The organism is Pseudoalteromonas neustonica (assembly GCF_001653135.1).
In the GTDB taxonomy this organism is placed as follows: domain Bacteria; phylum Pseudomonadota; class Gammaproteobacteria; order Enterobacterales; family Alteromonadaceae; genus Pseudoalteromonas; species Pseudoalteromonas neustonica.
In genome coordinates this window covers 79,379-102,317 of record NZ_BDDS01000001.1, presented here as the reverse complement: position 1 = coordinate 102,317, position 22,939 = coordinate 79,379, and the positions used below count along the sequence as shown (strand labels likewise).

General features: G+C 39.7%; 17 protein-coding genes. 4 read left to right on the top strand and 13 right to left on the bottom strand.

All coding sequences use genetic code 11. From position 1 onward, the window contains the following. Window positions 1–97 precede the first annotated feature (97 nt). The 9 genes from A7967_RS00445 to tkt form a co-directional block, all read right to left on the bottom strand. Complete coding sequence (locus tag A7967_RS00445; protein ID WP_064435239.1) at window positions 98–1,834, bottom strand: hypothetical protein; 1,737 nt, start codon at window positions 1,832–1,834, stop codon at window positions 98–100. Between the two features lie 55 nt (window positions 1,835–1,889). Next, window positions 1,890–2,969: a DUF4297 domain-containing protein gene (locus A7967_RS00440; protein WP_064435238.1), complete on the bottom strand. Its 1,080-nt coding sequence runs from the start codon at window positions 2,967–2,969 to the stop codon at window positions 1,890–1,892. A gap of 682 nt (window positions 2,970–3,651) precedes the next feature. Beyond that, window positions 3,652–3,900: a hypothetical protein gene (locus A7967_RS00435; RefSeq protein ID WP_054204296.1), complete on the bottom strand. Its 249-nt coding sequence runs from the start codon at window positions 3,898–3,900 to the stop codon at window positions 3,652–3,654. Between the two features lie 205 nt (window positions 3,901–4,105). Continuing rightward, window positions 4,106–5,353, bottom strand: coding sequence for an NRAMP family divalent metal transporter (locus A7967_RS00430; protein ID WP_064435237.1), 1,248 nt, complete (start codon window positions 5,351–5,353; stop codon window positions 4,106–4,108). A gap of 143 nt (window positions 5,354–5,496) precedes the next feature. After that, on the bottom strand, window positions 5,497–5,853 hold the full coding sequence (gene hpf / locus A7967_RS00425; protein WP_054204298.1) for a ribosome hibernation-promoting factor, HPF/YfiA family: 357 nt from the start codon (window positions 5,851–5,853) through the stop codon (window positions 5,497–5,499). Between the two features lie 183 nt (window positions 5,854–6,036). Continuing rightward, on the bottom strand, window positions 6,037–6,348 hold the full coding sequence (ppnP, locus tag A7967_RS00420; protein ID WP_064435236.1) for a pyrimidine/purine nucleoside phosphorylase: 312 nt from the start codon (window positions 6,346–6,348) through the stop codon (window positions 6,037–6,039). Window positions 6,349–6,631: 283 nt separating this feature from the next. Then, window positions 6,632–7,792 (bottom strand): hypothetical protein, encoded by a 1,161-nt coding sequence (locus A7967_RS00415; RefSeq protein WP_064435235.1) that lies wholly within the window; start codon window positions 7,790–7,792, stop codon window positions 6,632–6,634. Continuing rightward, window positions 7,789–8,358 carry a DUF4365 domain-containing protein gene (locus tag A7967_RS00410; protein WP_157756395.1) on the bottom strand — a complete coding sequence of 190 codons (570 nt, stop codon included), beginning with the start codon at window positions 8,356–8,358 and terminating at the stop codon, window positions 7,789–7,791. The genes A7967_RS00415 and A7967_RS00410 overlap by 4 nt, the downstream gene beginning before the upstream one ends. Window positions 8,359–8,781: 423 nt before the next feature. Beyond that, complete coding sequence (gene tkt / locus A7967_RS00405; RefSeq protein ID WP_054204301.1) at window positions 8,782–10,773, bottom strand: transketolase; 1,992 nt, start codon at window positions 10,771–10,773, stop codon at window positions 8,782–8,784. A gap of 278 nt (window positions 10,774–11,051) precedes the next feature. Between tkt and metK the strand changes: the two genes are divergently transcribed. Beyond that, entirely contained in the window at window positions 11,052–12,203 is a 1,152-nt protein-coding gene (metK, locus tag A7967_RS00400; RefSeq protein ID WP_054204302.1) for a methionine adenosyltransferase, read from the top strand. A gap of 135 nt (window positions 12,204–12,338) precedes the next feature. On the opposite strand, the gene A7967_RS00395 is transcribed toward metK, so the two are convergent. Both A7967_RS00395 and A7967_RS00390 read right to left on the bottom strand, forming a co-directional pair. Then, window positions 12,339–13,007: an START domain-containing protein gene (locus tag A7967_RS00395; protein WP_064435234.1), complete on the bottom strand. Its 669-nt coding sequence runs from the start codon at window positions 13,005–13,007 to the stop codon at window positions 12,339–12,341. Between the two features lie 30 nt (window positions 13,008–13,037). Further along, window positions 13,038–14,558 (bottom strand): CYTH and CHAD domain-containing protein, encoded by a 1,521-nt coding sequence (locus tag A7967_RS00390; RefSeq protein ID WP_054455156.1) that lies wholly within the window; start codon window positions 14,556–14,558, stop codon window positions 13,038–13,040. A gap of 214 nt (window positions 14,559–14,772) precedes the next feature. Here A7967_RS00390 and A7967_RS00385 point away from each other — a divergent pair, with 214 nt between their 5' ends. Beyond that, window positions 14,773–15,360, top strand: a complete 588-nt coding sequence (locus A7967_RS00385) for a TIGR04211 family SH3 domain-containing protein (protein WP_054204305.1) — start codon at window positions 14,773–14,775, stop codon at window positions 15,358–15,360. 604 nt (window positions 15,361–15,964) lie between these two features. On the opposite strand, the gene A7967_RS00380 is transcribed toward A7967_RS00385, so the two are convergent. Further along, window positions 15,965–16,447 (bottom strand): winged helix-turn-helix transcriptional regulator, encoded by a 483-nt coding sequence (locus A7967_RS00380; protein WP_054204306.1) that lies wholly within the window; start codon window positions 16,445–16,447, stop codon window positions 15,965–15,967. Between the two features lie 170 nt (window positions 16,448–16,617). Between A7967_RS00380 and putA the strand changes: the two genes are divergently transcribed. Continuing rightward, window positions 16,618–20,421 carry a bifunctional proline dehydrogenase/L-glutamate gamma-semialdehyde dehydrogenase PutA gene (gene putA / locus A7967_RS00375; RefSeq protein WP_054455154.1) on the top strand — a complete coding sequence of 1,268 codons (3,804 nt, stop codon included), beginning with the start codon at window positions 16,618–16,620 and terminating at the stop codon, window positions 20,419–20,421. A gap of 115 nt (window positions 20,422–20,536) precedes the next feature. Continuing rightward, complete coding sequence (locus tag A7967_RS00370) at window positions 20,537–21,733, top strand: cyclic di-GMP phosphodiesterase (RefSeq protein WP_064435379.1); 1,197 nt, start codon at window positions 20,537–20,539, stop codon at window positions 21,731–21,733. 157 nt (window positions 21,734–21,890) lie between these two features. On the opposite strand, the gene A7967_RS00365 is transcribed toward A7967_RS00370, so the two are convergent. Further along, complete coding sequence (locus A7967_RS00365; RefSeq protein ID WP_064435233.1) at window positions 21,891–22,928, bottom strand: general secretion pathway protein GspB; 1,038 nt, start codon at window positions 22,926–22,928, stop codon at window positions 21,891–21,893. Window positions 22,929–22,939 lie beyond the last annotated feature (11 nt).

Below are 22,939 nucleotides of genomic sequence, written 5' to 3'. Positions count from 1 at the left end.
GTGAATTAACCACAGCTAAAAATGAATCTGAGGTTAGATCCCAAGATTCTAAAACTGTGGCCAAAATTAGTTGACCACTACATTATGACTGATGAAGTCAAGGCTTACCCCCTTTGGTTTCCATTGGCTTTTCAAATATACCACCAATCTGCTTCTTGACGGAATTATACTCTTCCTCTCTTAACAATGAACGTTCGTTTTTCAAGTAGAAAGTCTTACCTTGTGAAGACATAGGCTCCAATGCTGGATCATCCATCCCACATAAAAATACCTGACCTTCTTCTGGAATATTTTCAAGAAGTGACTCAACAATTACCTCATAACGAATTTCAGCTTGCTCCTGCTGTTTCGGTGTATCCACAACAAAAGGAGCTAAAGCAGTTTCACTGAATAAATAAGATAGGTTATATACTGATATATAATAAGCTAATAAAGCTCTAGTACCCTCAGCGGCCCCCCCACTAATAGCTACTTTTTTATGGCTCATAGGAGATTTTATTACAGATGTTTTCACACCGTGCGCACCAAGTTTAGAAACTAAAGCGGGGAAAATTTCTTTAAATTTATTAAACGATTCTTTTTTACGCTCTTTGACTGCTTTAGTCCTGTCTGCCATAAGCTCTTTCTTTTTATGGCTTAAATCAGTTAATTTAACAATGTTCTCCTGTCGAGAAGACTCTACTCGATAACGAACTGAATGAGCAGCAACTGAGTCCAAGATAGTAGAAAGGTCAAATTTTGTTTCTTTTTCTTCTCGATAATATTTTTTGTTTAATTCGTCTATCCTACCCTTAATATTATTAAACTCTTCAAGTTTTTCTGATAATTCAGCGTCTAATAATTCAATCTCACTTTGTATCCTAAAACAAACTTGTTTAGATTGCTCTTGATCTTGCAATAATGAAAATCTGTCCACCAAAGTATTATCATAGTTAGTTCCACAGGTAGGGCATTCTAGTTCGACTTCTGAAGAACGTTTCAATGCAAAGTTATAATCTAACTCAGATTCTTTAAAAGATGTTTCAGCTATCCTGAGTTGAATTTCTTGATGTTTTCTATTGGCTTTTAAATTAGCGACTTCTTCAAAAACAACTTCTTGGAATGAATGTAGATCAACTAAGTCTTTTTCTAATTCAACCTTAATTTCAGCTAACTCTTCTTTATCAACTGTAGTTGTAATCTGCGGGATAAACTCGTCAACAACGCTAATTGCTGTATCAATCCTTGTCACCTCATCGCTAACATCAGCCTTTTTCCTCTCTACCCCATACATTTCATCTGTAAACTGAAAGTATTCTTTAGTAAAAGCACCACAGTGGTATGGGATTATGTCATTAGTCCACCTGGCATATTGCCTTAAATCACTAAAGCTATCCCAAGCTTCAATCCACCCTCTTTTTTGATCGATATAAAATGGCAGGAAATAAAAAGCTACTGGAGGTATAGATGCGACATTCGAGTCCCTCGCAGGCAGAAGAGCATTAAATCCCACTATTGAAGCAAAAGCTTCTGCATAGTCGCCCGTAATTTTGCTGTAAACCTTGAAAGGTTTTCCTCGCTCGGCAAGCATGATTCTAGAATCATCACGAGCACAAATATAATCCATTTCGTTAACTGAAAACTCTATAACGGTCTTACTTTCTGCTCCTTTCCAAGCATCATCAAAATACGGGTTACAACCCAATGCCCAAAACAAGTTTTTTACTAGGGAAGATTTACCAACACTATTATCAGTGCCTACTATTACGTTTATCTTTTTGTCGAAGGTTAGTTGAATTCCTTTTTGTTCCTGCTCCGACAGAATCATTAACTTTTTGAATATCAAGCTCTTCATTAACATTCTTCCTTAAATTTCTTATCAATAATTTATAGTTCTCAATACTCATTTATCATTCTCTCAATAGCTCATAAAGTATCGCTACAATCAACTCATTTTCATCAGTAAACTCTGCTTTTATTTCTTCTGAAACAGCTTGGCGAATAGCTATCTCAAGTTTAGATATTTCCTCAAATTCACTTAAATGCGCTGATTCAAACTCTTTAACAAATTCAGAAAATTTAATTAGTACAGTATTTCTACTACCTAACCGACGACTATAATATCGCTGAAATGCATGTTTAAGATTTCGCACTCGTAGAGATTTGAATCCGTACTCTTTCAAAACGTCATCTAATAATGAAGTTAAGCTACTATCAACTGTCCGTTTAACATTGCGTTCAATAATACTTTGCACCTGAGAGCTTGTTATAGCTTTTTTCTTTAATGCTCTGTCCCACTCAAGATAATCGAATGTTTCTTCTCCTTTCTGATCAAGATCCTCAACCAAACACCTGTATATAGACACAGTGTCATTATTACCATTAGGAGCCAATTTTTCAAGCAAGGTTAAAATTCTTCCTTTGACTGCATTTCGGAAATCTTTAGGTGGTAAGTCGGGTATAATAAAGGCCAACTTATCAGGCAGGGGGATGTCAGGAAGTTCTTTAGCTAGTTTTTCATGAATGAGTTCTAACTCAGATTCTTCGATATGACCAATTTTAATAACATCTAGATTTAAATCGGCTTTCTTAAGCTTTAAATCAAAGCCACCAGTTGAAACTAAGTTAATATTTTTAATTCTATTGGCAAAGGATTTAGTGCATGAATCTAGCAGTAACTTAGCTAATACTGAATTTTTACCTGATTTATAAAATAAACTGCCTGAAGTATGTTTTGTTACAGTTTCTTTGACTTGATTAAACTCAAATTTTGCTGTCATTGCGTTTAAGGAATCTGTTATGACAACATCATCATGGCATTCAACAAACAAAGCGTATTCATCTTCATTTTCATGTGCCTCTAAAACACGACACAAAGCCCAATGATATTGGTAGTTATACTTTCTATAGGTATCACTGCCACTAGTTTCTCTTTGAGGATCTTGCGCTAAAGGATTATCAGACCCCGTATTATTATTTGTGGCACCCATTTAAATCACCGCCTATAACTAAGCTATTCTAATATCCCATGAAGCATAATATTACTAATTGCTACACATGTGAAGCTGTTTGTTTTTCAATCATTTAAATAAAATAAAGAATATAATCAATTACTAACTTCCTATCACATGATGCTATACATAAATTCGGAGGGATCGAATACTTAATTCACACACCACTATTATTGATGCTGTAGTCATATCGTTTAATTTTTTCTTGCTCACGTAAATTAGCAAAGAAGTAATAGGATTGCGTTTTTCTTTTTTATCTTTTAACTAAATAAGTCAGGGAAGTGCTAATCACTAATTTACTTAGATGTGCTTCATACAACTTATAATTCAGCAATATGATCTGCTGTTAAATCTGTGATTTCATTTTCACTGTAAATGATCAGTAGATAAAACGCTGCTGTTCATCTAAATGCTAATAGATAACCCTTGAACCACCACGCTTACTCGCCCTCTTGCCTGCAACTCGTATTTACATCACCTTGTTTATAAGTGCGCATTAGGTCAGCTTGAAAAAGCCGATACTCTTAATCATTCAAGTAATCTGACACAGGGGGCGGTACTTTTCAAAAATGCCTATTCTACAAGTATACATTTAATTAAATGTATACAACCTCGAAAGAGAAATGTCACTTAGCCTCTTACTTAGAGAAATAACGCGGCATTAAGATGTTGTTACTTCTACAACAAAAATTAATAAGCCTTCCACAGCACTTTCCCAAAAGCTCATGTTAGCTCTTTGTTTTTTATAATGCTCGTCAAGGCATTCTTGGTATAATTCATCCGCAGATTTTTGCCCATTATTATCTGCTGTATTCGCTATCTCAATACAATGACTTGTATCAACTGGCTCCGTTGTTTCACAACCAGAAATAAAAAGGCTGATCACCAATACTAAAATAAATTTTTTCACTTAAATCCTTTTGCTATTCGAAAATAAAAATTACCGAACACTTCATTACTAGGCTAAAAATTGTCGGTTAAAATAAGCGAAGAAGGAACAAAAAACAACTGCCTTTGTCCCTATTTAAATGTTTTTATCTTCGCTAATAATTAAATGAAGTTAATCACTCAACTTTAAACACACACGCCTAGAAATTTAAGCTTTAGCATTACGGTTAAAACAGTTTCCAAACCACAAAGGCAACTGCAAAGCTCACCAAATAAATTAAGCCAACCCAGCTCAGCGCTCTGACTAAAATTGAGTGTTCAATACTTGACTCTGATCGCACTAAACTAAAGTTTAGCCACGCAAATACCGGGGTGGTGATAAACGCGAGTGTCATGGCAAAGGTAAGCATGGGGCCGAGGGCTGATTTAAAAAATAAGATCACCGCCATGCCAGCGAGAGCTTGTATTATCAGCCATATTTTTAAGCTATGCTTGCTTTGCTTGAAGCCAAGTAGCTTGTGAGATTCGTTCAACGTACGTGCGTAGCCGTCTAGCACTGTTAGTGTCGTGCCAAACATACATAAAAAGGCAATAACCGATACAAGCGGACGCGCCCATTCGCCGATAGTAAGCGCGTACATATCAATAAGCTGTTTTGCAAATGCCACACCACCTAGCTCTATATTCGCGCTTTGACCATATTGCACTAATACGCCCAATGAGAAAAACACCAGCGCAAGCCCAGCGGTTAGCCAATAACCTACATTAAAATCAAACAAGCCCTGTGTTCGTGTTACCGTTTGTTGATTTTGCTTTTCTTTAAGCCAAAGTGAGCTTAGTGCTGAAATTTCAATCGGTGCTGGCATCCAGCCCATTAACGCAACCATAAAACCAAGCATGGCAAGTTCATAAGGCGATGGCCCTACATAATCAACAGGTGCTACTATTCCATGGTTCATAGCGCCATTACTAAATGCGATAACTAATGCACTCACCGTTGCCAATGTTAACAGCGCCATAATCGCTTTAGCTGCGTTATCTAATGCTTTAAAATGACCAAGTAATAATATAACTAAGCACACAGCTAAAATTAACCAACATAATAATGTTACCGATACACTTACAGGCAACGCATAATGCAGTAAGCTTGCAGTTAACAGTAAAACCCCAGCAGTATTAACCACCGCAGCAATAATATTTAAGCCGATAAAACTATAAAAAAACCATGGGCCTTTACTTTTATACCCTTCAACGAGGCTTTTTTTAGTTGCTAGAGTGTACTCAATACCAAAACGAAAAAATGGATACTTAAGCACATTTACAACAACAATTAGCCAAAATAGCTGCCAGCCAAAAATAGCGCCAGCTTGGGTTGATGCAACAAGGTGAGAGCCACCAATAGCAGCCGTGGCCATTAAAATACCGGGGCCTAAAGCACTTAAACGAACTTTCCAATTTGTGCGGGTTGATTGCATTGATATGCTTAATATTTATTATTAGTAATAAATAAGTTACAGCGTTTTATTTAAAAATGGAAGGTGCACAAGTGGCGATAAAAAATGCAGAAATAAAAAAAGAGCCTTTAGGCTCTTTTTGTAACTGTACTTACGTTTAATATTTAACGTAGGTCCATTTCTTGAATAATTTCGTGTGCAATTTCAGGTGTCGTGCTCACTGGTTTTTCATGTAAGTTGGCTTTGATTTGCCCTTTTCGATGTTTTAGTGCCGCATCGAGTTTTTTAGCTGCGTTTGAAATAGCAGGGTAAAGAACTTCGTTCTCACCTTTAACCGATAAACGCGCGCCTTCATAAATTGTGCTAATTTCAGCTTGAAGCTTATGGTGCTCTTTTGAAAGAATTATATCTAGTGCGATCAGAGATGGAAAATGACTCGCAATTTTTGAAAATTTTTCGTTGATGTGCTCTCTAATAGAGTCAGTAACGTCAACATGGTGACCAGAAAGATTAATTTTCATAGGGTATCCTTTTTTATGTTACCTCATAACTAGTATTGGGGGCTATTTAGATTAACACAAGGCAGAAAACCACAAATATGACATTTATTTGTTATTCATTGTGATTAAGCTTAATTACTGCACATTAAGTATGCAAAAACCCACGCAACGTGGGCTTTTGGGCTTAATCATTAATATTGAAGATTAAGTATATGAGCAACAGTAATCGGCAAAATCGGTTACTTTTACTTGAAATGTAGCGTCGGCATCAACGTTAAATGATTCACCTGCTTGCATAGTTTGCCATTCGCTCTCGCCTGGCAGTAGAACACTCCATTGCCCACCATTGAGTTCCATAAGCTCTTTTTTACTGGTCGCAAATTCAAATTCACCCGCTTGCATAAAGCCTAATGTTTTAGTGCTACCATCAGCAAAAACCACCGTACGGCTTGAAACTTTACCATCAAAATACACATTGGCTTTTTTGATCACACTTACATTATCAAACTGAGACATCCTCACTCCTGTTTTATTTATAATATTTAATTACATTCACAGTGCCTGATACCCTATGTGCTTGCAAGTGTAGTGATGTGAAAAATACTCATGGGCTTCAGGCTTACATTGTAGGTCGTGCTTTAGCGCGTCAAGGGTTTAAGAGCTGAATAAATTATTAAATCACTGTTGCTGTACAAGTGATTGACAGTGGAAATACTTCGTTAAAATTTAAGTAACGCAATACCGAAACCTCGGTATTGCTTCTTAAACACTAAGATTGACCACAGAAAAATACCGCGCGTTATGAATCGCTTCTAGATGCTTTGTCAGGTGATTCCTGCACCCTATCAAATTCCTTGAATTCTAGGTTTTCGCACAATTGACAATCAGAAAGCGACTTAAAATTAGCTGATAATCTATTGTCCACTTTGATTATTTCCAAATCGCCAGTAAGTGTCACTATTTTTTTTTCTACATGAGCATGAGCTATTACTGGGTAAAGATCTTCGCTAACGATGAAAGAAACGCTAACCTCCCTATTCAGATATTTAGCCCTAAGTTTAGCTCGCCCTAAATCATCGTCATAACCTCTATGTAAATCAGCAACCTCACCAGAAAGCTGAATGCTTTTTTCGGTCTTCTTTGCTTTCAAAACTTCTCGATATTCAACTATTTTTTGAGCATCTTTAGAGTAAAACGATATTAGACTCTGATATTTCTCTTCAATGGACTCTTTTGAAGACCAATTAACTTTAATTTCAATATCTCTATGGGTTTTTAAACCAAATATATCTAATAGCGCATCACAATCTTTTTTATCTACACCTAGTTCAAGCAGTTTCTGAGTAATCGATTCAATATCTGATTCACGCTCAAAGACAGAAGAAACCTTAGCTAATTTCGAATAAAACAGCTTATTAATCATCCTACCAAGGGATGAATTGCTACCAAACAAGGTAGGCTCTTCCTCACTATTTACACGGTATAGAGGAGAATGGATAGCTACAACATAACTACCTATCTGAGTTTGTCCCATTCCAATATGGTTGTAATAACTGCCCAAATGCTTGTTCTTATTCTTAAATTTTTGTATCTTTCTCGAACAATGTTTAAGTAATTGATAAGAGGAAGATAGAAGTTTTATACCATCATCAAATGGAATTGCTCCATTTTGAACATCATAAGCAATCGCTCTTACCATTATGGCGTCAAAGTCCTGTGGTGATATTTGTTTGATCAAAGCTTCATGGGATACTTTCAGGTATGCAGATAGCTCTTCTATTGTATCCAATAAGAGTGCATCATAACGCTTGTGATCTTCACTCAACGGTAGCGTTACTTCTGACTCAGGAAACTCTCGACTATGCCAAATCTGAAAGGTGTCTCTAATTTCAGATGATTTGTGCCAGCCATTTCCAGCTAGGTACTTGGTTACGTCATTTAAGGGTAATTTTGGACTCATATTATTAACCCTCTAGCACTATATTGTTCCATCAATTCTATGAGTGTGAGATTGTTAAAAGCCTGAGTGAAAGGAACTTTCACTATCACACTAGTTTTATTGTTGACTGCTGGCTTACCTTCAAGGCTAACCCAATAACCTGAAAACCTAACTTTCGACTGAAGTGATGAATACTGAACCCAATCATGATTGTCCTTAGGGCAAAAAACTACGATCAAAATCTTTGGGAGGTCGTCAACTTCTCTTAGGTCATTATAATTCTTTATAGGTAGAGGAAAACTCAGTTCTTGTTTTTCCATGTCTATATATTTGTAGTTAGACGTACACTTAAGCTGCGCCAAAATCCGCGGTCTTTTCCAACGACCTTGAAATCCTTTACCAATGAGTTCAATATCGACACTCTCATTATCAGACGCGGGCTCACTATAGTTAATCTTCGCAGCTGCGCACATCAACTTCACATAGGCAGAGCTAAATCGCTCCTGAGCATCCGTAATATGTAAGCCATAGGAATCGGGAAGCCTAGCCAAATTTTGTCTAGTTTCTACCAATGATTCATTTTCCATTATTATTCTCAAATCAAATCTAGAGGTTCCATATAACATTCTAAATAAAAGTAAAATATTCTATGACAGCCCTAAAAATTTTATAGTGCGCTATTCGCGAATATTTCTGCTGAATTAACGCTCACTTTCTACTTTATATACTTTTAGCAAATTAGCTAAGATATTACTATCACTAAGTTTTTGTTCAGCTTAAAGCGAAATCAAATAAAACTACTTAAACAACATAAAATCAGGAATGAGGCTCCAATAAAATCGGAGCTGAAGCACCTAAAATAATCGGGCTAAAGCTCCCTCCTACGATTTTACTTAGCACAGCGTTTCAGCACTAAAACTGACAGCTGAAAGCTTATGGCTGACGGCTCTGTACAAAAAAGCCCGCGCTGCGTAAACACAGTGCGGGCTTTTAAATTTTAGCCGTAAAAATTAAAACAATTCGTTTGCTTTGCTTACGATGTTTTCTACCGTGAAGCCAAAGTGCTCAAACAGCTCGTTAGCTGGGGCTGATTCACCAAAGGTGGTCATACCCACTACTGCGCCATTTAGGCCTACGTACTTGTACCAGTAATCAGCAATACCCGCCTCTACTGCTACGCGGCGTGAAACTGCAGCCGGTAATACGCTTTCTTTATAAGCGGCGTCTTGTGCATCAAACACGTCAGTCGATGGCATTGATACAACGCGTACTTTTTTACCTTGCTTACGTAATTCTGCCGCTGAGTCTTGTGCTAATTGCACTTCAGAACCAGTCGCGATAAAGATAAGCTCAGGCTCGCCATCACAGCTAAGTACATAACCACCTTTTTTCACGTCACTTAATTGCTGCGCTGAGCGTGTTTGCTGAGCAAGGCCTTGGCGAGTAAAAATAAGTGAGGTTGGACCGTCTTTACGTTCAATCGCTTGTTGCCATGCAATTGCAGATTCAACTTGGTCACATGGGCGCCAGTTAACTAGGTTAGGCGTTAAACGCATACTCGCAATTTGCTCAACTGGTTGGTGAGTTGGACCATCTTCACCTAAACCGATTGAATCGTGCGTGTATACAAATATGCTTGGCACTTTCATCAGCGCGGCCATACGTACTGCGTTACGTGCGTATTCCATAAACATTAAGAAAGTAGCACCGTAAGGAATAAAACCTTTATGTAGTGCAATACCATTCATAATGGCTGACATACCAAACTCACGTACACCGTAATAGATGTAGTTACCGCTGGCATCATTTGCTTCAAGGCCTTTAGAGCCTTTCCAAATTGTTAGGTTAGAGCCTGCTAAATCGGCAGATCCGCCCATAAATTCAGGCAGTAACGGGCCAAATGCGTTTAATGCATCTTGCGACGCTTTACGTGATGCAGGATTTGCTGGGTTTGCATCAAGCTGCTCAATGTAGGCTTGTGACTTTTCAGCCCAATCAGCTGGCAGTTCACTACGAGTACGACGTTTAAACTCAGCAGCAAGTTCTGGGTGTGCGCTTGCATACGCTGCAAATTTTTCATCCCAGCTTGCTTCTAGTTGCTTGCCTTTTTCTTTGCCATCCCACTCGCTGTAAATATCAGCTGGGATTTCAAATGCTTCACCAGTCCAACCAAGGAACTCGCGCGCGGCTTTGATCTCGTCTTCACCTAGTGGTGCACCGTGACAATCATGGCTACCTGATTTATTAGGTGAACCGTAGCCAATGACTGTTTTACAACAAATCAGTGTTGGTTTATCAGTGATGCTACGCGCTTCTTCGATTGCTGCGCGAATAGCATCTGAGTCATGGCCATCAACGCCGCTCACTACATGCCAGCCGTAGGCTTTAAAGCGTGCTGGGGTGTCGTCGCTAAACCAACCTTCAACTTCGCCATCAATTGAAATACCGTTGTCATCCCAAAATGCTACTAACTTACCAAGGCCTAATGTACCTGCAAGTGAACATGCTTCATGAGAAATACCTTCCATTAAGCAGCCATCGCCTAGGAATGTATAGGTATGGTGATCAACAATATCGTGACCTTCGCGGTTAAATTGGGCAGCGAGTGCTTTTTCTGCAATCGCCATACCTACCGCGTTTGTGATCCCTTGACCAAGTGGGCCCGTAGTGGTTTCGATACCTGGCGCATAACCGTATTCTGGATGCCCTGGTGTTTTAGAATGCATTTGACGGAAGTTTTTAATTTCGTCAATTGGTAAATCATAACCACTTAAATGCAATAGAGAATAAATAAGCATTGAACCGTGGCCATTGGAAAGTATAAATCGATCTCTGTCTACCCACTCTGGATTTGTTGGATTGTGGTTTAGATAATCGCGCCATAGTACTTCTGCGATATCAGCCATGCCCATAGGGGCTCCAGGGTGACCAGATTTGGCCTGTTGTACTGCGTCCATTGATAAGACGCGAATAGCATTTGCAAGTTCTTTGCGAGACGGCATGAATTCTCCTACCTTTACTGTATTTGCGCTGATTTGTGTGTATGTAACTTTGAACGCCCATTCTTACTTATTCTGGGTGCTGTGTGCAATTAAAAATCCCTATAAATTATAGGTACAAAGGAGTTTTATTCAGAACTAAAAGTTATTAGTAATTTTTTTTAGACGTCTAGGCGTAAAAATACTATGCAACTATCGTTGTTTTAGATAAAATACGCCCCTTAATTTTTTAGCGCTCTTACCGACGTTTGTGAAGCGCAATATTTGTGAGCACAAAGACAATGGCAAAACATTTATTTACTTCTGAATCAGTTTCTGAAGGTCATCCGGATAAAATTGCGGATCAAATCTCTGACGCGGTACTTGATGCCATCTTAGAGCAAGATTCTCATGCACGTGTTGCGTGTGAAACTTACGTAAAGACTGGTATGGTTATGGTTGGTGGTGAAATCACTACTAGCGCATGGGTTGATATTGAAGAAATCACCCGTAAAACTGTACGTGAAATTGGCTACACTCATTCTGATATGGGTTTTGACGCTGATTCGTGTGCAATTTTAAACACTATCGGTAAGCAATCTCCTGATATCAACCAAGGTGTTGACCGTACAAGCCCTGAAGAACAAGGCGCTGGCGACCAAGGCCTAATGTTTGGTTACGCATGTAACGAAACAGAAGTACTTATGCCTGCACCAATCACTTACTCACACCGTTTAGTACAGCGCCAAGCGCAAGTACGTAAAAGCGGCGAGCTTAACTGGTTACGTCCAGATGCAAAATCTCAAGTTACTTTTGCATACGAAAATGGCAAACCTGTAGGCATTGATGCCGTTGTTCTTTCTACTCAGCACAGTGAAGATATTTCACAAAAAGATTTAGTAGAAGCGGTGATGGAAACTATCATCAAGCCAGTACTACCTGCTGAACTAATTACAAGTGCAACTAAGTTCTTTATCAACCCTACTGGCCGTTTTGTTATCGGTGGACCAATGGGCGACTGTGGTCTTACAGGCCGTAAAATCATCGTTGACACCTACGGCGGCATGGCTCGTCACGGCGGCGGTGCATTCTCTGGTAAAGATCCATCAAAAGTTGACCGTAGCGCGGCATACGCTGCACGCTACGTTGCTAAAAACATTGTTGCTGCTGGTCTTGCTGACAAGTGTGAGCTACAAGTGTCTTACGCAATTGGTGTTGCAGAGCCTACGTCTATCAGTGTTGAAACGTTTGGTACAAGTAAGCTTGAAGAGTCACGTTTAATCGAACTTATTCGTGAACATTTTGACCTACGCCCTTACGGCTTAATTCAAATGCTTGATCTTGAGCGCCCTATTTATCTACCAACAGCGGCTTACGGCCACTTTGGTCGTGATGAATTCCCATGGGAACGCACAGATAAAGCAGACGCACTTCGCGCAGCAGCTGGCCTATAATTTCAGCCTCTGTATAAATAAAAAAAGCGCCTTCTGGCGCTTTTTTTATACTCGTAAACTCTATCCATTTGTACATAATGACTTTTACTATAATTTCATGATAATAAAGTTAATCTGATAAATAATTTAAATTTTTTATGCTGCTTTGGCGGTGCACTCACCGATTTTGCTAACGGTGTTATTGGTCTGAAAATCTTTGCTTAATAACTTTTTCTCTAGCGTGAGCATAGTTAAAAGAGCACTTTTAAGGCCAACCTTATTACTTATCCAATGCGGTATAGCGCCACCGGGATCTGCATATATTTCATGAACGATCGTTAATTGTGGCAACCCTTGGACAACTTTTTCGCTTAAAAGCCAACTACCTTCTATTTCAGTAATGCGGATCATATTAGGCTGTTCATCAAAGTAATCCGGATATGCCGAAATTTTCAGCTCAGTGTCCGTATTGTTTAATCGCTTATAACAAGAATAACTCACCATATCGCGATCTGAGACAGGCCATGGTGAGTCTAATTGAGTGTACACGACAGTTTCTGAGGGGCTTAATCTTGCTAAAATTTTGACACTCTTAACATTTTCAATCCATTGCGGCGCATTCTCTGCATCACTAAGTAACGCCATAAAATCACCAGCATTCGTGTTACTAACAGTCACTGTACCGCGTACTTCAAAAATACCATTATCATGTTTTTTGTAGTGAATGCTAACACCATTCTGATGCTTCCATAATTGCCATGACTTTACTTCGGCCACTGCACTCTCACTGCAAAACAGCGCAATAAATAATAATTTTTGCCACATACACTATCCCTATGCACTCGCTAAATATGGTTATAACCAATAAGGTGAAATTTTATATGAAGCTAATCGACTTTGTTCCATTGCGCTTACTAAATATTCCGATTTTTTCTCAAGCCAGTTTTGAATTTTTGCAAGTTCGTCATCATCTTGCCCCGCACATAACTGCTTTAAATACTCAAGCGTACTGAGTTCATACATACCATGAGAAATATCAAGCCAAGGAATGCGGAACTCATTGCGATCGTCTTTTTCAAACAAAGAGCCAAGGCAATTACCACTGAGCAAACTGTTTTCTAAGCGAGTACGTAAATTTAAATAATCTTTAAAAGTCAGTGTTTTTTGTTCTGGCAGTAATTGGTGTAGGTCTTTCCAATCTTTATCAAATAATCGAGGCGCAATATCAGCAACGGGCTGCTCTGCGGCTTGAAATTGTGTTTGCCCCCAACTCTTTCGCCATTGCTTATCAACCAACCATGTTGTTAGTGATAACAATAAGCGGTTGTAGCGTGCACTGTGAAACAGTCGATTAATATCTTCAATGCTAGGTTGCAGCTCTTTTAAGTCATTTATGACTTGTGTTAGTTCTGGCGCGCTGTTAATTTTTTTATAATAGGCATGACGTTTAGAGGTATATGTTTTTAATTGAATTGCATTCTCTACCCACGCTAACTCACTTAGGAGCCATTTAAGCTCTGTTCGTAATCGTTCCGTGGTGTTTTTATCTACAATATCATCAAATAACCAGAAGGTATGACGTATCAAGCTAATACCGTCAGTCACACGTTTGAGGGTTTTTAAACTTGGTTTGTCAAAATAGCATTGCTCATGCTTTTGTACAAAACGAATGCCAAAACTTATAGCCTCAATGAGAGCTTGCTCTTGTGTTGCATTATTAGGCAAAGAAACAAAACCAATTGATTTACTCGGCTTAAGTGGTTTTTCATCCGCTAGGCGATAGCCTCGTGCCGCTTTTGAGTATAACCCTAAACGAATATTACTTTGTCCAACTAGTATATCGGCTAAAGTAAACAATTCATTGCGGCTTCCTTCTACAAGCTCTATCTCAAGCTCACAGATCGGCTCTACCTTTGCAGATGCTGCTACTTCGCCTTTATCTAGGACGACCTCAATTTTAGCGCCACTGTTTGTTTCTATTAACCACGTGCGGCGAATAAAGTTAGTACTAAAAATAGGATAAAGGTTTTGTGCAATTACATTTACTTGCATACCATGCGGCCAAATATTAGCATCGAATGCACTTAAATCTGGACGAGAACCGTCCAAAGGTAAATTGTACTCTGGACGTTGATGCAAACCGCCCATAACTTCACCTGCGAGCTTAATTGTCTGCTCACATTGATTGTCAGCACAACGTGTTCGAAAGCCTATATCTAATGCCCTAAGCTCACGGCTCGGCGTGTCAAAGTAAGCATTTTGCAAACTACGAGATGGCTTATTGGTAACGGTTTTAGCAAATTGAGTAATTAACGCGGGGATCAGTGGAATAACGGCATCTGACACCAAAAACTTCAGTTCTATCTCAGTATCCATTAGGCTTGAGGATTACCTTTAAAATAAATAAGAGCTCAAAATAAACAAAGCAGCCCAACATTGCAAATATTTTAGCTGATTGAGCCTTTATGCTCACATACACGATTACAATATCAGCCTTGCTATTAGAGCGTTAAATCCATACTATCTCACTACTTAACTATGAAAAACACTATTGCCGTAGCAGTCACGGTTACATTAACAAGGTAGATTGATGTTAAAACATTCTTTATTAGCGTTGCTGCTTGCAGCTGCTACATTTATGAGCCACGCAGAGCAGGCCGATGAAAAAACCGCTTATATAGTTGATAACCTTTATACATTTATGCATTCAGGTTCGAGTAAAAATTACCGTATTATTGGCTCTGTTGATGCTGGTACTAAGCTAACTCTTACTTCATCGGAAGAAAATGGTTTTTTTAAAGTAATCGATGATAAAGAACGTGAAGGTTGGGTTGAAGCCAAATTCATTTCTCAAACAGCTGGTATCCATCAACAATATCGTACTTTGAGCTCTGAAATGACATCAATGCAAGAGCAACTTCGTCAAGCTCAAATTGAATTACCTCAGCTTCAAGAACAAAACCAAACGCTGACAGACCAAAATAATGTTCTTTCTGAGCAAATAATTAAACTTAAAAGCACCTTAGAAGCTGAGCGCACCCAAAAACAGCAAGCAGGCGCGAAAGAAAAACGTCAGCTACTAACTTATGGCGGTGCAATTGCATTCATCGGTTTATTTTTAGGCATTATTCTTACTATCGTATTATCGCGTCGTAAGCGCTATGACGGCTGGGCGTAAGCGTTAAATAATATATTAGATATAAAAAAAGCACCCTTGGGTGCTTTTTTTATGTACGATGTAATTAATATTACGCGGGATAACCCCCCGCCTACATGTTGGTAGCAGTGAGTTAATCTCGCGATAATCACTTTATCTTTACGCTGGCAAGCAACGCTCCTACAAGTAATGCAATCACCGCGCTCCTGTAGGTCGCCATTTATGGCGACAATAATTATTTTACCACCGAGAGCACAGAGGCGCTTTGCGCTGCACAGAGTAAATCCTAACTGACATTAATTTCTTTTTGGTGATCTTATGTGGAGAGTTAAACATGCACGGGGTAAACCCCCGCCTACATGTTGGTAGCAGTGAGTTAACATCGCGATAATCACTTTATCTTTACGGTGCCAAACAACGCTCCTACAAGTAATGCAAGCACCGCGCCCCTGTAGGTCGCCATTTATGGCGACAATAATTATTTTACCACCGAGAGCACAGAGGCGCTTTGCGCTGCACAGAGTAAATCCTGACTAACATTAATTTCTTTTTGGTGAGCTTATGTTGGGAATTAAACATGCACGGGGTAAACCCCCGCCTATATGTTGGTAGCAGTGAGTTAAATTTAAGTGTCGAGTCTAAGTCCGCTGTCTTGTTTGATTTTCTCTATCACCATATAAGTGTGATGTGTACCAACCCCAGGGATATCAACTAAATCACCTAATACTTGGCGGTACTCATCCATATCTGATACGCGGATTTTCAGTAAATAATCATAGCCACCAGCGACCATATCGCACTCAACAACTTGATTAATTTTTAAAATATGCTCACGGAATATTTTAAACACCGCAGTGTTGGAGGTCACTAAAGATACTTGCACATGCGCAAGCAAACTTTGGTTTAGCTTGGCTTCGCTCAATTTAGCAAAGTAGCCTTCTATGTAGCCCTCTTGTTCGAGTCGTTTTACTCTATCTAGACAAGGGCTAGGGCTTAAGTTAACCTGCTTTGCGAGGTTAACATTAGATATTCTGCCATTTTTTTGCAGTACATCTAATATTGCTAAATCGATACGATCAAGCAGGCGTAATCTATTCGAACTTGTCATAACAGAATTTTATGCGGATAAGTTAAAGGTATGCCCTGTAAATTATCGTAAAACGCCAAATTTAACCAGCATATTCTGCTGGAATTTAATTAGAATGCACGCATTACGCAACATGATAATCGAGCAGCATACTTTTTTAGCTGCAAGACTCCACACACCAGAGGTTACTTATGTTATTCAACGGCGATTTGACAACAACGTGTCCAATTCGACAAAAGATCCGTGACTTTTACCGCATTGACGAAAATGCTGTAATTGATCACATTTTACCCCTTGCCGAAGTAGGCGTTAAAGCCCGTAGCCGCGCATGGGAACGTGCTCGTCAGATAGTTCACAATATTCGTCGTGATCAAGATGGTCAAAGCGGTGTTGATGCACTATTAAATGAATTCTCACTTTCGAGTGAAGAAGGTGTGGTATTAATGTGTTTAGCAGAAGCCCTGCTACGTGTGCCAGATAAAGCAACTCAAGATACCTTGATCCGCGATAAGCTTGCAAAAGGCGACTGGAGCTCTCACTTAGGTAGCAGTGATTCGTTATTTGTAAACGCATCATCTTGGGGTCTATTAGTTACCGGTAAAATGGTTAACTACACTGATAAAACCAAAGAACAGCAGTTTGGTGTATTGAAGAAAACGATTGGTCGCTTAGGCGAACCGGTTATTCGCAAATCAGTAAATTTTGCCATGAAAATCATGGGTAAGCAGTTCGTTATGGGCCGTACGATTGACGAAGCTATCGAACGTGCTGCTGAAAAAGAACAAAAAGGCTATGTATACTCATACGATATGCTAGGTGAAGGCGCGCGCACCATGAAAGATGCGGATCGCTACTTCAATAGCTATATGAATGCGATTCATGCCATAGGTAAAGCCGCTAATGGCCGTGGTCCAGTAAAAAGTCCAGGCATATCTGTAAAGCTTTCTGCAATTCATCCTCGTTATGAATTCACGCATAAAGAACGCGTGATGAACGAGATCGTGCCTAAGCTCAAAGAGCTAGCAATGGTTGCTAAAAGCTATGACATTGGCTTTACCGTTGATGCTGAAGAAGCTGACCGTCTTGATATCTCGCTTGATGTCATCGAAGCTGTATTTAGCGATGATGACCTAGCTGATTGGAATGGTTTTGGCTTAGCAGTACAAGCGTACCAAAAACGCGCAATTTTTGTGATTGAATGGTTAACTGAACTTGCCAGCCGCGTTGGCCGTAAGATGATGGTACGTTTAGTTAAAGGCGCATACTGGGATACCGAAATCAAAACCACACAACAAGATGGTTTAGATCACTTTCCTGTATTTACACGTAAAGCAACCACTGATGTTTCTTACAAAGCCTGTGCAATTAAATTACTTGAAGCACGTGATGTGCTTTATCCACAGTTTGCAACACACAATGCTTACACTGCAGCGACTATTTTAGAAGTTGCAAAAGGTGATAACCAAGGTTTTGAATTTCAACGTTTACACGGTATGGGCGAATCATTATTTGATCAAATCGTTACTGAAGAAAAAATCCAGTGTCGTGTGTATGCTCCAGTAGGCCAACACGAAGATCTACTTGCTTATTTGGTTCGTCGTTTACTTGAAAACGGTGCAAACTCTTCATTCGTAAATGCGATTGTTGATACGACTAAACCTGTTGAATCGTTACTGCCGGATCCGGTTGAAACACTCCAAGGCTTACGTAACAAGTACAATACACAAATCAAAATGCCAATTGATTTATATGGCGAAGAACGTGCAAACTCAAAAGGCATGGACTTAACTGATATCAATATCATTACGCCATTCAAAGAAAATCTTGATACTTGGTTTACAGAGCACCGTATTACAGCAACGGATGTACCTGAAGGTTCATTAGCCGTTAAAAACCCTGCAAATCATCAAGAAATCATTGGTCACGTCAAACTACACTCTAGTGATGACATGCTGACCTTGCTAAGCAATGCTGAAACAGCGTTTGAATCATGGTCACAAACACCTGTAAAAGATCGTGCTAATTTACTGCGCCGCATTGCTGATATTTTAGAGCGTCATCACGATGAGCTAGTGGCTATTTGTATCAAAGAAGCTGGTAAAATAGCGCAAGACGGTATTGATGAAGTACGTGAAGCCGTTGATTTTTGTCGCTACTACGCAGCACGCGCTGAAGAGCTAAGTGAAGATGAGCGTTTTGAAGCTCGCGGCGTGATCTTATGTATCAGCCCATGGAACTTCCCACTGGCAATCTTTTTAGGTCAAGTTGCCGCTGCAATCGTAACGGGTAACACCGTAATTGCAAAACCAGCTGAGCAAACAAGTTATATTGCACTACGTACTATTGAACTTATGTTATCTGTTGGCTTACCTGAGTTTGTTGTACAGGCTGTAGTAGCTCGCGGTAGCGATGTGGGTAAAACGATTGTTCCTGATGAACGTATTCAAGCTGTTATGTTTACTGGTTCAACTGAAACCGGCACAATCATTTCGCAAACTCTTGCTGCTCGTAACGATATTCAAGTACCACTCATTGCCGAAACAGGTGGCCAAAACTGTATGATCGTCGATTCTACAGCGCTACCTGAGCAAGTTGTTGATGATGTGATCAGTTCTGGCTTTCAAAGTGCCGGCCAACGTTGTTCTGCGCTTCGTGTATTATTTTTACAAGAAGACATTGCTGATGGCGTGATTGAGATGATCAAAGGCGCGCTTAAAGAGTTACACGTAGGCGACCCTTCATTGCTATCAACCGACATTGGTCCTGTAATCGATGAAAAAGCGCTTAAGAACTTAAACGATCATGTGGAGTACCTAAAAGGTAACGCAACACTGCATTATCAATGTGATATTCCAGATAATAGCGAAAATGGCGCGTATTTCTTTGCTCCTCGTTTATACGAAATCAAAGATTTGTCAGTGCTTAAACGTGAAGTATTTGGCCCATGTGTTCACATCATTCGCTTTAAAGGTTCAGACCTTGATAACGTAATTGATCAAATTAACAACACTGGGTTTGGCCTAACAATGGGTATTCATTCACGCATAGAAGAGCGTTGTGAATACTTAGCGAAAATGTCGCGTGCGGGCAATGTTTACGTTAACCGTAACATGATTGGTGCAATCGTTGGTGTGCAACCATTTGGTGGCCGTGGCCTTTCTGGCACAGGTCCTAAAGCAGGTGGCCCTAACTACCTACAACGTTTAGTGAAAGAAAAAGCATCGCCAGATAACGTACAAATGACTAACCTAACGCCTGACGAGCTTGATTTACACCACTACTCGGGTGCAAATGAGCAAGTTGAAAAGTTAATGGCCAACTCAATGCGTGACGAGAAAATCTGGCGCGCAACACCTCTTAATGACCGCGTTTCTGCGGTACGTCAACTACTGGCTAAAATAGCAACTGTTGACATTATTGACGAGCTTGCGGACGATTTAGCCCTTACACTTGCCGATGCACGTGCACAGCTTAACCGTCTTGAAAAACACATGCGCAAACATACAACGTTGCCTGGGCCAACGGGTGAATCAAATACCCTGCACCTTGAAGCGCGTGGTTGTGTAGTGTGTTATGCGGATAAGAGCACGTCATTTAATTTCTGGGCAATTTCAATTATCACAGCACTCGCTGCCGGTAATACTGTAATCACTGTAGCCTCTGAAATATTCTATGACGAAGCGGTTGCCTTTAAAGATAAATTTATCTCTACCGGCGTTGCTGAAGGTGTTTTACAAGTAGCTAAACCTAACCAGTTGCAAGCGCTTTTAGCACACCCTCATTTAGCCGGCGCAGTAGTTGCAGCTCGTTCTTCTCGTTTAGGTTACTTTAGCCAACAGCTTGCAGGACGCAAAGGTGCGATATTGCCAGTGATAAGCTCAGAATACTACGACACGCTAATCAAGCGCTTAGTCACAGAAAAGACTATAAGTATTGATACAACAGCCTCTGGCGGTAATACATCGCTAATGACGTTAGTTGAAGACGACGAATAAATACGTAATAAGTACTAAAGGGCGCTAAATAGCGCCCTTTTTCATGTCTATTACTACAGTTATAAGCAAAAGTTTGCTAGGTTTAAAGAACAACCACTTTAACGAAGTAAATAATTTGAAGACCATCCCTATTAATCAACTTCTCCCTGGTATGTTTGTTCAGAACGTGACGAAACAAACTGGAAAAATTAAGATCAAAAACCAAGGTTGGGTTAAAACGCAAACAGGGATCGATAAACTTATTAAAGCCGGTATATTAGAGGTTGAAATTGATCCTGATAAAACCATCGTAGATCCGAGTACAGAGCATACTTGTGATGAAATTATTGACGATCCCCCCAAGCAACGTGATCCTTGGCTAACAGCTAATAGTGTCGAACAAGAAATGCATAAAGCCAATAGGCTTTATACAGAAGCAAAACAACTGCAAAGCAAAGCATTTACCGATATTAAAGCAGGTAATACAATTGATATTGCACCATTTAAAGAATTAGCGAACGGCTTTATAGATTCTGTATTTCGCAATCAAGATGCGCTTGCATGTATCACTCGTATGCGTGAAAAAGACACCTACCTATTAGAGCATTCAATCAATGTTTCTATTTTAATAAGTATTTTTGCCAAACACTTAGGCTTTGAAAAAGATCTCATCGAAGAGCTCGCTACAGGCGCTCTCCTACATGATATTGGAAAAATTCAGATCCCCGATGAAATTTTAAATAAGCCTGGTAAGCTAACCGAACAAGAATATAAAGTTATTCAAGATCATGCACTCTTTAGTAAGCAAATTTTAGAAAAAGCAGGACTAACCGGGATCGCTGTCGATATTGCAGGTTTTCATCATGAGCGTTTAGATGGCAGCGGTTACCCATTTGGTAAACCTGCGAATGAAATAAGCCAATACGTGCGTATGGCCTCTATTGTTGATGTATATGATGCACTTACAGCTGAGCGTGTGTACAAAGCAGGTATGGAGCCAATAAAAGCCTTTAAAATATTAAAAGACGGTTGCCCTGACAGTTTTGATGGCGAGTTACTCACTAAGTTTATTCAATGCATAGGTATTCATCCTGTTGGCACCTTAGTTAAACTATCGAGTCAAAAAGTGGGGTTGGTTACTAAAAGTAACCCTGCAAGCCCACTCAAACCTCAAGTAAAAACGTTTTATCATGCCAAACACGCACGCTATACTGAAGTGCAAGATATTGATCTTGCTCACAGTCGCAACCAAGATGCGTTAGAAGGTGCAGTCAAACCCGCAGATTTTAATATTGATTTAATTCGCTTTTTTAAACATTCAATTTTGCCTTAAGATCCATTGACCCGTCAGGATTAAAATTTATTCAATCTAGGGGCGATTTAATCGCGGCGTGTAATTTGTAATCGAGTGGGCTAAGTAAAAGTCGAGCAAAGCTTCCATGTCCTGCTCACGTCTATACATCCATGTAGATACTCGGGAGTTAATCCCCCTACTGTGGCCAATCTTGCAGCGCCTTTAAGCTAAACTCATAATCATCAAAGCTCAATACGGTTTGCTCGGGGGTGATCTCTAAAATTCTAAAGTCGCCCATTCTATCGCCTTCATATAACTCACGGTTATTAAGTTTCACCCAACGTTTATCCGGTGATGATGAGTAGATATGCGCTTGATACTTAATCTGTGGTATTAAAGCCAATAAGGCATCGGGTAACAATTCTATCGGTTCTGCATAAGATGAATTTTTAGTCCCTTGCGTTATTTGATGAGTCTGCGTATTTTGCGTATCTTCAATGGCACGTGCAAATGCATTTTTAAGGGCTGTAGGTACAATCTCTAACTCTTCTTCGGTCACGGTAGCTACTGGTTTAGGTTTGGCCGGTGCTTGTTCGCCTAACGGCTTACCTAATACTTTGTATTTGCTCATATCGATACTGCTAGCGCTGGTATTTAGTGCTTGTTGTACTTGCTGTACTTGCATTACATTCGGGTTATATTGTTGCTGAGGTGGCGCGGTATAAACTTGCTGATAGCCATTCGGTGTTTGTACTAGCATTGGTTGACTTTGCGAATAAGTCGGCACTGTATTTACAGGCACTTGCACCCACTGGTATTGACCCGAGTTTTGTTGAGGTATTTGCTGATTAATTGGCTGAACTATCTGTGGTTGTGGCTGTGCTACAATTTGCGGCACAACCGCACTAACTGTTGGTTGTACCGTAGTGTTATTAACGGGCACTTGATTCGTTACTTGTGGGACCGCATCGTTTTTCTTTTCTTCTTCTACGCCAACAGCAATAATTTTATCTGACGCTACAAGTGCATCACCTTGACTGTTCTGCAACCATTTACCAATTGAAAAGCCAGCCATGAGTGTCAATATAAAGCCGACTAGTAAACCCAATGAGATAGCAATGAAACGATAACGCTGTAACTCTTTTTGCTGTTTTTCTTGCTCAGCAGTGCGATCATGCGCTGCAGCTTCATCATGTTGTTGCGATTGTTTTAATGCATCTAATAAATACGACATAAATTACCACT